The following is a 12,567-nucleotide window of genomic DNA, read 5'->3' on the forward strand; positions in this document are numbered from 1 at the left end:
TATTCGGGATATTAATTTCCTGCTCAATCCAACGATACTTGGCAAAAAGACAAAGAGCCGACCGGGATTGGTCGACCCTTTGGCGTATTATCTGAATTAACGCTTGATTCTATGTTGATGTAGCGCCGTATACGAGACCCGTACGTACGGTGCAACGGGAGGGTTGAGGGCTAACGCCCTCGCTCTACCCTATTGCAAAAATACATTTATGTTAAGTAAGATAGTAAACGTGATATATTAGAAATCATCACTACCACTTAAACGAATCAATTATGCTCTGAGATGCCTTAAATGATTCATTATTACCTGAATAGTTGCTCTCATAAATAAAGATATGTCCGTGGTCACCTATTATGTAATATTGCACAATGCTATCACCTTCTACCGTAAACGTATATTTTAAAACGGGATAGCCCTGCTTTGATGTAAATCCCGAAGCGTGCACCTCACTAGCATTGTATCCTGATAGCTGCTCACTTAACTGTACAAGTATTGCATGCGAGAAGCTATCGACATCATCTTTAGAATAAGGATTTGTATCATATTGCACGGAGATGTTATCCGGGTTACCTCCGTCACTATAGTTTTCTGGAACGAAGAATGGTTTTTCATCTGTGGAATCCCCCTTGTGAAGCTTCCATCCCTTAGGAATTACAAAGCTACCCTTCTTTAACTTAAAAGTTTCTCCTGCCTTTGTTCCATGCTTTAGCTTCTTTTCTGTATCTTGAGTTACATGATTTTTACTTGAATCACCTGTTTTTTTTGATCCACACCCTGCAGAGAAGGTCATAACTAGCATTGCCATTAACGCTATAACTGCTATCTTTTTCGCATTTCTTTTCATATCACTTCTCCTAAATTATTCCTATGAATATGAGCTTAATATACTTTTTACTGCTGTGAAAGAATCAGTAATATTTGAAATAATGGTATCGTTGATTAACATGTACGAATGATCACCCACTACATAGTATTGAGAGCATATGGTATATTCGTCATATGTAAATATAAATTATAAAGTGGTATCTCCCCGTTCAGTTAAGTCACGACGAAAATCAACACCATTTGCAATTGGCTGAGCAGGTATATTCTTGTCCTCGTCATCTGCAAAGAAATTGTTTTTCATCTTAGAAAAAAATCCACTCATAGTCTGCACCTTTATACCTTCATTTTATCATACTTATAAATTTTGCTCCACTAGGCATTCGAGTTGAATTATTTCTATACATCTATGCCACATATTCTATAAGGAACAGATAATTCTGTCAAAAGAGGTTTTAATTTGCCTATATTTTGCTAGAAGAATAAACTACAATAATTAGTGTAAAGAATTAAATGTAGACGATAATATGCAAAGCAAATTCATACCAGATTCACACCGTGATAGTAAGGTGGTGTCAGAAGATAGAAAGGGTGCGCACAACATGGCAACGATACTTTTCCTAGAAGATGAAAAAATGATTCGAGAAGTCCTCTCCGAGTACATGGTTGTAGCAGGGCATGAGGTTATTCCTTGCGAGAGAGGCGACGAGGCGATAAAACTGATTGAAGAGGGTAAGCCGTTTGATCTTGCAATCCTTGATATCAGGGTGCCGGGGGCGACTGGACTAGAAGTGCTGCAGACTATAAAAAAAGAACGCGGTGAGGATACTGGCACGATAATGCTTACGGCGTACGATGATATTAATACGCAGCTCGAGGCTTTTAACTATCTCGCTGATGATTACATAACTAAGCCAGCTTCTCCGATAATTCTAATCAAGAGGATTGAAGCGGTTCTCCGTAGGACAGGCAAGAAAGCCGCAGCTCAGATTGAGCATGGCTTTGTAGTCGATGAAGATGAACTTAGAGCTTATTATGATAAGCGGAATTTAAAGCTGACAGTCAGCGAATTTGTGCTCATGAAGACGCTTAGAGACAGTCCTGGAAGAGTGTTTAGCAGGGATCAGCTAATCAATATGATATTCGATGAAGACTACGTGGCGAACGACAGGATTATTGATGCTCATGTTAAAAACCTTAGGAAGAAATTACCATTTGATTATATAGAAACTGTTATAGGTTTGGGGTACAGATGGAGAAAAGAAGATGAAATTAGGAAGTAAAACATTTTTGTACAGCGTGGTAATAGCATTGATTGTTGGGATAGTAATATTTTCCTACATGATATTTTTAATGCCTGCAATGTATACGGACTACAAAGAAAAACAGAATCTGGAGAGTTCTAGGACTGCAATGCAGTATTTTAAAGAGCATGAGTCTCTAAAAAATGTACAAATGGGTGATTCAAATACTATAGGAGTAATTATTCCTAAGCAGGGTTATACAATCAAGATTACCGGTGTTGGTTTTGACGGTAAGATTGAGGTTATCAGTCCTTCTGCAAGAGAGCTAATGGACAAACTCAGAACTCTTGATATGGATGATGCAGAAAAAAGCAAAGCATTATTCAAAGAGTATAAACCTGCGATTGATTCTATTATTTCTGAAAATACAGATGAAATTAAGAAAAATTTTAATGTAGAGATTAAAGGTAAAGGGAATTCATCTAATTTTAAAACTAAAGGTTATAAGATTCACTATTATAGCGGAGATGTAGGAATTGGGGAATTCACTGTACAAAGCCGTTATTCTGGAACTAGTTACACTTGCTTTGTAGGACTGGCAAAGCAAGATAATAATACGCTGATAATGGTCAACAGTGTAGTGACACCTACAGCAAAGGACATTTTGCCGGTTTTGTATGGGGCAACACCAATGCTTGTGTTACTGATGGTTATATTGGCTTTCGGTGTTTCGGCATTATATTCCAAAAAAATAGTGGAACCGATAAAAAAATTATCTATGGATGCCGAGAGAAGGATGAACGACTCTGCCAAAGGGCTGGAACCACTGGAGGTTTCGGGCAAAGATGAGATTTCAGATTTAACTGTAGCTTTAAACCTTCTATATGAGAAACAGGCTCAAGCAGTTAGCAATCTTGAAGAGGAGAATAAGCGAAAAGAAGTATATATGCGCGCCACATCACATCAGCTGAAAACACCTATTACAGCATCGCTCCTTCTTGTGGATGGAATGATAGGCAACATTGGTAAGTTTGGAGATAGGGATCAATATTTACCGGAAGTTAAATCACAGCTGAAGGAAATGATGAGTATAATTGATGAAGCTTCGAATATCAATGGTATGGTTGACAGCAAAGAGAGGGAACAGATTGATGTGGAAAGTTTATGTCGAGAAATTATCGGAAAAATTCATATTAATGCTGATGCTAAAGGGATTGGTTTACAGGTTGTAGTGCCTAAAAAAACTGTTTACTGGCAAAGCAACTCTATGATGCTCAAAAAAATATTGGAGAATTTAATAACCAATGGGATAGACCATACTAAAGAAGCAGGACATGTAAAAATCACTATAGAAGAAACAAAGATTAGCGTGTTTAATAGTCCTGGACATATTGATAAAGATATTATTGATAATATTTTTGAACCGTTCGTAACCGGCCTTGATGATGAAGAAATGGGTCAAAAAAAAGGTCATGGATTAGGTTTATACATAGCAAAGTACTTTGCTGGAAAGCAGGAACTTGAGCTCAAGGGTGAAAACTTACAGAATGGTGTTAACTTTATTTTGCAGAAAAGAGGTAGAGATGATTAGATTAGATAATGTTAAGGTTAGTTTTAAAGACAAGGTGGCTGTCGACCTCGGAAGAGTAATAGAGATTGCAGATGGTGAAAGGGTTGGAATTATAGGAAGTAACGGGGCAGGTAAAACCACCTTGCTTAAAAGTATACTCGGACTTGTTCCACATAAGGGTAAAATATCATTAGGGATTCCATCAAATGAAATCGCAGTTCATATGCAGCAGAACTCGTATATAGAAACTGTTCCAATCAGAGTCATTATAGAAATGATTATGGGATGTAAAATAAGTGATAATCCAAAGCTCGTTGAGATGATTAAGTTCTTTGAATTTGAGGAATGCTTAAAAAAGAGATGGAAGCATCTCTCCGGAGGACAAAAACAGAGATTGACACTTATATTAGTGATGTGCAAAGACAGCGATATTGTAATGTTTGATGAGGTAACCTCGGGACTTGATTTTGAAACGCGCGGGCGATTAATGGACAAGCTCGTAGAGTGGTATAAGGATAAACACACCACTTTACTTATCACATCACATTACTATACGGAATTGGATAATTTGACAACAAAAATATTGTATTTGAAAGATGGAAGAGTTGTAGATTACGGATCTAAAGAAGAACTTTTTAGAAAGTACTGCGGAAATGCTGTATTGATATTTGAAGATTCTGACAAAACTGAGAAACTAGCAAAGGAACATAAACGAATTTTATCTCCGGAGGGAACTATAGCGGTATCATGCTCGAATGAGGACGAAGAGCTTGAGGTTACGCAGAAATTAATCAAAAGTCAAATTAATTATAGAAGAAGTAATAGTGATATAGAAATGATGACAATAAATGCGGGGGAGAAGTGATGAATAAATATACTATTAAATATGAATTTTTGAATACATTATATAACGGATATGCAATTTTCTTTGGTTCGGTTTTTCCTGTTTTATTACTTCACTTGTTAAGTAAGGGGACACTTAAGGATGTGCCGGAGAATATTAAACCTGAGGTTATAACTACAATGTTCATCGGGATGGCACTACTTATTCCTTTAGCAAGTATTTTCTTGAGTCATGCTGCCACATATTCAAATGAACTCGATAAGAATGTGCCTGAAAGAATTCTGTTATTTGGATTTTCAGAGAAGGATATTCTGATCAACAAGATGGTTGCTAACTTAATATTTCTGACATTGTGTATCGCAATATATCTTGTAGGAACAGTTCCCTTCCTAGATATAAAGAAGCCAACATTTTCAGGTGGAGTAGTTTGGATACTGGGAATATACCTTCTTTCTGGAATTTTTATGGCATTAGCTCATGGAATAGCGACACTAATAAGAAAGTTTGGACCTACATACGGAGTAGTAATGGCTCTATATTTCGCAATGATGATTCTGAGTGGATATATGGGTGTCTCTGTATCAGATTTGCCAAAGTCACTTAAATGGATATCAGACCTATTACCTACTACTCAGCTTGGTAATGATTACATAAATTTCTGGATGGGAAAGGAATATAATTTTGGACCACTTGTGCAATCCATGCTCTTCATGTCAGCATTAAGTGCTGCAGTTATGCTTATTGCATTCAAAGTGAGAGGAAGAAAAAATTAGGGAGCGGATAGATATAGTGAGTAATTTGATTATAATTTAAATCATAATAAGATGATAAATTCCGTTTTTACTTGTATAAATGCGGCCAAAGGTAAGCAGTTATTGTGACCCTTTGGCTGCTATTTATTATATCCTTCTATAAATATTAAGAAAATTTTCATAAAATCCAGCTTGATTAAATGTACCGATGTGTTATTGTATTAGTGACTTAATACAATAACACATCGATTTATTTTCACGTATTTTATGACAAGTATAAAAATGTGAATTTGATATATATTTAGAAAGGAGATTAGAATGGAATGGAAATTCATCGATAGCATCCCGATATACTCACAGATAGTTAACGAGTTGACCGTGCGGATTGCCAGGCATGATTATTTGCCGGGACAGAAGCTGCCATCCGTTAGAGATATCGCAGCTCAAGCTTGCGTCAATCCAAATACAGTTCAGCGAGCACTAACAGAACTCGAACGAAGCGGACTAGTTCGTACGGAGAGGACTAACGGAAGATTTGTGACGGAGGATGAAAAGGTTTTGAAAGAAATATACAAGAGCTTATCGAGTGCATATATAAACGAGATGATTGAGAAGCTTCGTAATATTGGGATGAATGATACAGAGATTATGGAGGCAATTTCAAGCTGCGTGGGAAAGGAGAAGTAATGAGCATAATAGAGATAAAGGATTTGAGCAAAGCATATGGCTCAAAGCTCGCACTATCGGGCGTAGACTTAAATATAGAAAAAGGACAAATTGTTGGACTTATGGGACCAAATGGCTCAGGTAAGACGACACTTATCAAGATAATCATGGGGCTTCTCACAGCTGATGCTGGCGAGGTGATGATAGAAGGGGAGAAGCCTAGTGAGAAAACGAAGGCAAAGTTATCTTACCTTCCTGACAAGATGACATATCCTGCATATATGACGGCTGGTGGTCTAGTTAGACTATATCATGATTTCTTTGCTGATTTCGACAAACTCAAAGCACTCTCGATGCTTAATGACCTTGGTATCGAGAAGGATCTTAAGCTTAAAGCGATGTCAAAGGGTACGAAGGAAAAGGTTCAGCTCATCCTCACTATGGCTCGTAATGCCGAGGTGTATCTGCTTGACGAACCTATCGCTGGTGTTGATCCGGCGACTAGAGACTATATCTTGAGAACGATTATCACGAACTATAATCCTGAGGCGGTAGTGGTAATTTCTACACACCTCATCGCCGATGTTGAGTCGGTGCTCGATGATGTAATATTCATCAAGGATGGTGAGGTAGTGGTTCACGAGACTGCGGATAATTTACGTGAGAAGAAGGGACAGAGTATAGATAAGCTTTTTAGAGAGGTGTTCAAATGCTAGGTAAATTAATAAAATATGAGTTCAAATCGTTAGTACACGACCTTGGAGTTTTGTATTTGGTATGGATGTCACTAACTGTATTGGTTAGCATTCTGTCTAAGGGAATATTTAATGTACCAGAATTAATAGAAACCGTATTTATTGTATCGTGGACCATATCTTTTATCGCTGCACTCGTGATGACTATGGTTGTAATTATAGATCGTAGATTCTACAAAAATTTCTACGGCGCTGAAGGTTATTTTACCCTTTCGTTGCCGATAAAGACGAGTACTCACATCTGGAGCAAGGTGATTACGGTTACTATTTGGATGTTACTTGTACTGTTGTTTGGATTTGTAGTTATGATGATTATGACCTTGACTGAAGATAGTTTAGGTGTTTACCATCAGATAAAAATCTTTATTAATGAACAGCCAGCGGAGGCAAGAAAGTTGGTATTCTTTCTTTTAGAAATAGTAATCCTTGGAATTATTTATATTGGAAGATTTGTTCTTAAGTTATTAACATGCATTAATATAAGTGTGCAGTTCAACAGATTTAAAACTTTACTACAGGGAGTGTTCTTCATTCTTTTTACAGTAGTAGAAATATATGCCACAATGCTAATAATTGGAAATTTGAGTGGTAAATTTGCGCTAAACGTGACTATGTATGGGAATAAGATTAGAATTGTGGAATATGGAATGGTGATACTTATAATTATGCAGGCCGTAGAATTTGCGATTTACTTCCTTGCATCTAATTACCTGATGAAGAACAGATTAAACCTCGAGTAGTTGAATAGTTAACTGACTATAATTCAAAACTAACAATCAAACTATAGTGAAAAAAGCCGAATTCAGAGCAGCTGAAAATCGGCTTTTAGTTTTGTACAGAGGCCTTAGAAATGAACCGATTGAAGTTGTTTCAAATTGCGAGTATACTTACTCTACAAGTTGTAACGCACTTGGTTAAGAAGGGGTTTGTGCGATTAATCGTGACAATCTGACAAGGTAGACCATGTGCTAGTGAGAGAAATTTCATAGCAGCAGAAGGATGACGAGATTTGAATAAGGATGATTCGCTGATAAAAAAATATTTGCGATACATTATTCCCGCGATGGCAGGGCAGTTGATATTTACACTGTACACTATAGTTGACGGGATATTTGTAGCTCGAGGTGTATCCGAGACGGCTCTAGCTGCCGTCTCAATTGCTACGCCATTTATAACCTTGCTGTTTGCGATTTCAATAACTTTTGCGGTAGGTACGTCGACAATTGTAGCTCGTCTCCTCGGCGAGAACCGAACTATGGAGGCGCGCCTAGTATTTACGGAGAGCTTAGTTTCACTTACCTTGCTGTCGATAATAATCAGTGCGCTAGTTTTTATTTTTCTAAATCCTCTATGCAGGATGCTCGGAGCTACTGAATCGACGCTTCCTTATGTAAGGAGTTATCTTCTCACGATAGCACCATTCATATTTTCATTCGTGATTTCGTATAACCTCGAGCTACTTCTTGCTACTGACGGGTTTCCAGAACTCGCCACTATCTATGTGCTACTCGGAGTAATCCTCAACATTTTTCTCGACTGGTACACGATTTTCAAACTGAACTGGGGAATTGTTGGAGCTGGACTGGCTACATCGTTTTCCCAAACGGTAGTAATAATCATTTACCTGATTCACTTCGCTAGCAAAAAAGCGACGCTCCGCTTTACGAAGTTCAAGTTCAGACGAGGACTTATCTTGCGTGAGTTTATGAGCGGGATTCCATCGGGGATTACCGAGATGTCGCCTGGAATAGTGACGTTTATCTTTAACAGATTTATAGTTGCGTTTATGCACGAGAGAGAACTGATTATTTATTCGATACTATCATATGTAATCCTGCTGGCGACGGTTCTTGCAAATGGAATCGCCCAAGGGGCTCAGCCTCTAGTTAGCTACTATCACGGCCGTCACGAGCGAGATACATTCCACGCCATATTTGGATACGAGATTAAGTCGGGGATATTGTTAGCTACTGTAGAAGCAGTGCTTATCGTGGCTTTTGGAAAGTATATCGCCATGCTGTTTGTAGGCGAGGGAGATGGAATAACTACGGATATCGTATATGCACTCAGGCTAGTAGCTGTGGCATTTCCATTGCTAAGCATGAATGTCATTATCGCGGGTTATCTTACTGCGCTCGAAAGATCCAGGGTTGCGGTCGTAATATCGCTGATGAGATGCACACTTACATTGATAGTGGCACTGGCTATAATCGTCGCTGTATTTGAAACGGAAACCGTATGGCTTTCACTTGCTATATCGGAAATGATGTGCCTCGTAATTGCAGTACTCTTATATAAGAAGACTCGCAGGGTTGCAATAGCTGAAACGTTTGATGATATGTAGATTGTAAAGTGAGGAGACATGCTTTTTAATAGAGAGACAGACTATGCAGTAAGGGTTCTCAAGAATCTGTCGACAGAAAGGCCCACGAGTATAAGCTCATTCGTGACAGATGAATTCATATCAGAGGCAATCGCTTATAAAGTGTCGAGGAAGCTCGATAAGGCTGGTATTATATACGGAGTAAGGGGGAGCAGCGGTGGATATGTGCTGAGCAGACCGCTGACAGAGATTACCCTATATGATGTGCACCAGGCTATTGAACCACATTCACTTGCATGTGAGTGCCTGAAGCAAGATGTTTCGTGCCTTTTAAATACAGACCGAGATACATGTGCGCTTCGAAAGGAATCATTACGTATTCAAGAAAATATAAATGCTGATTTGAAAAAACACTCTCTAGGTGAGCTTTTTGACGCAAAATAAAAAATAATCGCATCACGATTTGATGCGATTATTTTTTACTTTTTGTCTCGAGGCATATTAGCTTTGGGCAAACTCCAGTGATAATGAGCTGCTAGCAGTCTGAGCAATACTATGAGTCCCGCTCCGGTTCCCATGGCAAGCACCGTACCAACCTTGTCCCAGAGTACTATGCACGTCAGTGCCCCGATAAGCGATGCGCTCGCATAGAAATGCTTTACGAATATGTACGGTCTATTACCTGCCATCATATCTCGCAAAACTCCACCGCCAACTCCTGTGAGCATTCCGACGAAGGTGAACAATATAACTCCGTGAATTGCAGATGCAGTATAAGCTGATTTGATACCAAGTACTGTAAATACTCCAAGTCCAACCGAATCCATGATGAGCATCAGCCATTCATATAGCATTGAGTCCGAAAATATCCACTCTCTAACCGGTGGCGTGAATACGATTACAGAAACCACCACCGATATGACAAGATAAGTCGGGTCCCTAAAAGTGAGAGGAGGAGTCTGTCCTATTATTAAATCCCTGATAATTCCACCACCTACACCGGTTGTAAGACCGAGTATTGTGATTCCCATGAGATCCATGCCTTTTTCCAGTCCGAGAGTGGCTCCCGAGATGGCAAAGGCGATGGTGCCGATTATTTCAAGTGCGAAGACTATATTTTCAAGACTGTATAATGATGACAATTTCCTTCTCCTATGTGTCGATGCTGTAAAAGCATCTTTTATTTATCTAGAAAAGCATATTCCTTTACATGATTTTCCCGTACATGCCGCATTTCCCTCGTCAGTATCTAAGTGAACAACGGTCATGGTATTGCCGACGCGCACGATCACCTCTTCAAAGGTTAATGCTCTGCCACATCCTGTATCAATTTTTAGAGATATTTCATCTCCAGTAGCTACCTGCAACTGCTCCGCATCTTCTTTTGATAAATGGATGTGCCTTTTTGCGACTATGCATCCATGATCTATTTCAGTGGTGGTTCCATTTTCGGTTGCGATTTTAATCCCAGGGGTATTTACTAAATCGCCGGAAAGTCTAAGAGGTACCTCGATACCTAAATTTCTGGCATCGGTTGCTGCTAACTCGACCTGTGTTTCTGGGCGAGCAGGTCCTAGAATAGCTACATTTCGAAGAGTACCTTTAGGACCAACAAGTGTAAGTCTTTCTTCAGCAACATAACCTACGATAATTTGTTTCTTAGGTGTAAGCTCATAACCAATGCCAAAAAGTTTTTCTATATCGCTTTTACAGAGGTGTACATGTCTAGCACTAACTTCTATATCTACTTCTATCTGTTTCATATCAAATCTCCAATCAACCGTTTGAATTTGCATACCAATAGTCATTTATGATGTATAAGGATAACATTTATTGTGACAATCTGCAAAGGATGATATAATATTTGCTACATTTTTATTTGTAGTTAATGAAGTTTCATCCTTTTGGAGCAAAATTATTTCATTGTGCACCATATTATAGATTTATCTACAGGGGAATTATTTATGAAGAAAAGTTATGAAAAGGGGTTCTTTGCCGCACTTGGTTGTGCGGGGCTATGGGGTATTCTCCCAATTTACTGGAAGTCACTAATTCCAATACCATCATCTACTATTATCATATATAGAGTTCTAATGATTGCAGTAGTTTGCGTAATTGCTGCGCGTTTTAAATACTCGTGGAGCAGGATTTTCTCACCGCTAAGGGATTGGCGGACCTCGCTTAAATTTCTCGTAGCAGGGCTTATTGTAACGAGTAACTGGAGCATTGGCATCTGGGCGGTTAACTCTGGTCATATAATCCAGACGAGTATTGGGTATTACATAGAACCGCTTGTTGTATGTATATTTGGTGCAATCTTCTTTAAAGAGAAGCTTACGGTTTATAAGTCCATAGCTGTGATATTTGCAGCTATAAGCGTAATCGTAATTTTGATTCACTATGGACAGGTTCCAGGAATTGCACTCGTATTAGCGACTACATTTGCCATTTATTCGGCAATAAAAAAAAGACTGTAGATCAGCCTCCTGCTATATCGCTTCTTTATGAAACTATTTTTATTGCCCCGGTTATGCTATGCGTAATAGTATGGCTCGAATTACATGGAGTAGGAGCACTTGGTGTTGGGGAGTCATATCAATACTTTCTGCTACTTCTATGCGGACTAGCAACAGCCATACCTCTTGGGCTATTCGCCTATGCTGCGCAGAGGACATCTATGTTCGTACTCGGTTTAACGGAATACCTTAGCCCCACATTGGCGTTGATGCTGGGAATATTCTTGTATAAAGAGCCTGTTGATAAGGTGCTAATTATGGCATTTGGACTGATTTGGATAGGGCTAATATTCTTTTCATATGGTGAATTTAAAAGTAGCAAGGATGCTAAGAGTAGCGAGGATATTCAAAATGTCAAAGCAAGTTAGAAATTAATAAATAGCAATATATTAATAATTGTAATATTAAAAAATGTGTCGAGCACTGTGTGAAATTAGGGGGATCACACTCTATGCCAGGCACATTTTTTATTGAGATTATCTAAATGGTTACAGATTTTTTGAAAATGATTAGCTTCTTATAGCTTCTGATCTCCTGTTTTAACCCAGCCAGCGCGCTTAACAGCCTTGTGGAATAGTATAGTTAGAACTGCTGGTAGGACAACGGATATAAGTATTAGTCCAAGCCAATCCATAGAAGTGATACCTGCCTTTGCTCCCTTTGCGATATCAGCAACCCAACCAGAATAAACGCCCAAAGGACCAACAAGTCCACATGTACCCATACCACTTGCGATAGCAGGACCATTCATCTTGAGGTGGAATATGCAGGTTGCGATAGGACCTGTGATTGCAGAGGTGAGAGTAGGAGCTATCCAAATTTTAGGGTTTCTGACGATATTGCCCATCTGAAGCATCGATGTGCCTATTCCCTGTGATACTAGTCCGCCAACACCGTTATCTTCGTATGATGCAACTGCGAAACCAACCATCTGTGCGCAGCAACCAGCAAGAGCCGCGCCACCAGCAAGGCCTGTTAGACCGAGAGCTGCGCATATAGCTGCGGATGAAATAGGAAGAGTTAGTGCTATTCCAACAACGACTGCCACTATGATACCCATCAGCAGTGGCTGGAG

16 protein-coding genes are annotated in these 12,567 nt (G+C 39.0%); 11 read left to right on the plus strand and 5 right to left on the minus strand.

Annotated elements, in window-relative coordinates; all coding sequences use genetic code 11:
- Positions 1 to 250: 250 nt before the first annotated feature.
- A complete protein-coding gene (locus tag AXF17_RS03310) occupies positions 251 to 844 on the minus strand; it encodes a hypothetical protein (RefSeq protein ID WP_094233791.1) in 594 nt (197 codons plus the stop codon).
- A 168-nt stretch (positions 845 to 1,012) separates the two neighbouring features.
- A complete protein-coding gene (locus AXF17_RS09695; protein WP_257789614.1) occupies positions 1,013 to 1,147 on the minus strand; it encodes a hypothetical protein in 135 nt (44 codons plus the stop codon).
- A 277-nt stretch (positions 1,148 to 1,424) separates the two neighbouring features.
- Here AXF17_RS09695 and AXF17_RS03315 point away from each other — a divergent pair, with 277 nt between their 5' ends.
- The 9 genes from AXF17_RS03315 to AXF17_RS03355 all read left to right on the plus strand — a co-directional run bounded on the left by AXF17_RS03315 (position 1,425) and on the right by AXF17_RS03355 (position 9,420).
- Entirely contained in the window at positions 1,425 to 2,105 is a 681-nt protein-coding gene (locus AXF17_RS03315) for a response regulator transcription factor (RefSeq protein ID WP_094234730.1), read from the plus strand.
- Positions 2,089 to 3,657, plus strand: a complete 1,569-nt coding sequence (locus tag AXF17_RS03320; RefSeq protein WP_094233792.1) for a sensor histidine kinase — start codon at positions 2,089 to 2,091, stop codon at positions 3,655 to 3,657. Before AXF17_RS03315 ends, AXF17_RS03320 begins: the two co-directional genes overlap by 17 nt.
- A complete protein-coding gene (locus tag AXF17_RS03325; protein WP_094233793.1) occupies positions 3,650 to 4,501 on the plus strand; it encodes an ATP-binding cassette domain-containing protein in 852 nt (283 codons plus the stop codon). Before AXF17_RS03320 ends, AXF17_RS03325 begins: the two co-directional genes overlap by 8 nt.
- Positions 4,501 to 5,253, plus strand: a complete 753-nt coding sequence (locus AXF17_RS03330) for an ABC transporter permease (protein WP_094233794.1) — start codon at positions 4,501 to 4,503, stop codon at positions 5,251 to 5,253. The genes AXF17_RS03325 and AXF17_RS03330 overlap by 1 nt, the downstream gene beginning before the upstream one ends.
- Before the next feature lie 297 nt (positions 5,254 to 5,550).
- Positions 5,551 to 5,919 (plus strand): GntR family transcriptional regulator, encoded by a 369-nt coding sequence (locus AXF17_RS03335; protein ID WP_094233795.1) that lies wholly within the window; start codon positions 5,551 to 5,553, stop codon positions 5,917 to 5,919.
- Positions 5,919 to 6,614, plus strand: a complete 696-nt coding sequence (locus tag AXF17_RS03340) for an ABC transporter ATP-binding protein (RefSeq protein WP_094233796.1) — start codon at positions 5,919 to 5,921, stop codon at positions 6,612 to 6,614. Before AXF17_RS03335 ends, AXF17_RS03340 begins: the two co-directional genes overlap by 1 nt.
- The gene (locus tag AXF17_RS03345) at positions 6,608 to 7,393 is read left to right on the plus strand and encodes a hypothetical protein (RefSeq protein WP_094233797.1); all 786 of its coding nucleotides are present in this window, start codon (positions 6,608 to 6,610) and stop codon (positions 7,391 to 7,393) included. Before AXF17_RS03340 ends, AXF17_RS03345 begins: the two co-directional genes overlap by 7 nt.
- Positions 7,394 to 7,662: 269 nt before the next feature.
- Positions 7,663 to 8,997 (plus strand): MATE family efflux transporter, encoded by a 1,335-nt coding sequence (locus tag AXF17_RS03350; RefSeq protein WP_094233798.1) that lies wholly within the window; start codon positions 7,663 to 7,665, stop codon positions 8,995 to 8,997.
- 18 nt (positions 8,998 to 9,015) lie between these two features.
- Positions 9,016 to 9,420, plus strand: a complete 405-nt coding sequence (locus AXF17_RS03355; RefSeq protein ID WP_094233799.1) for an RrF2 family transcriptional regulator — start codon at positions 9,016 to 9,018, stop codon at positions 9,418 to 9,420.
- Positions 9,421 to 9,455: 35 nt separating this feature from the next.
- Here AXF17_RS03355 and AXF17_RS03360 read toward each other — a convergent pair whose 3' ends face one another.
- Complete coding sequence (locus AXF17_RS03360) at positions 9,456 to 10,118, minus strand: trimeric intracellular cation channel family protein (RefSeq protein ID WP_094233800.1); 663 nt, start codon at positions 10,116 to 10,118, stop codon at positions 9,456 to 9,458.
- Positions 10,119 to 10,160: 42 nt separating this feature from the next.
- Positions 10,161 to 10,739, minus strand: a complete 579-nt coding sequence (locus AXF17_RS03365; protein WP_207651578.1) for a PduL/EutD family phosphate acyltransferase — start codon at positions 10,737 to 10,739, stop codon at positions 10,161 to 10,163.
- A 201-nt stretch (positions 10,740 to 10,940) separates the two neighbouring features.
- On the opposite strand from AXF17_RS03365, the gene AXF17_RS03370 reads away from it, so the two are divergent.
- Together AXF17_RS03370 and AXF17_RS03375 are read left to right on the plus strand one after the other, a co-directional pair.
- Complete coding sequence (locus tag AXF17_RS03370; protein WP_094233801.1) at positions 10,941 to 11,453, plus strand: EamA family transporter; 513 nt, start codon at positions 10,941 to 10,943, stop codon at positions 11,451 to 11,453.
- Between the two features lie 14 nt (positions 11,454 to 11,467).
- Positions 11,468 to 11,860, plus strand: a complete 393-nt coding sequence (locus tag AXF17_RS03375) for an EamA family transporter (protein WP_456299089.1) — start codon at positions 11,468 to 11,470, stop codon at positions 11,858 to 11,860.
- 149 nt (positions 11,861 to 12,009) lie between these two features.
- On the opposite strand, the gene AXF17_RS03380 is transcribed toward AXF17_RS03375, so the two are convergent.
- A partial coding sequence (locus AXF17_RS03380; protein ID WP_207651579.1) for a PTS sugar transporter subunit IIC occupies positions 12,010 to 12,567 on the minus strand: 558 nt, incomplete at its 5' end.

It is taken from the genome of Mogibacterium pumilum (genome assembly GCF_002243385.1).
Lineage (GTDB): Bacteria > Bacillota > Clostridia > Peptostreptococcales > Anaerovoracaceae > Mogibacterium > Mogibacterium pumilum.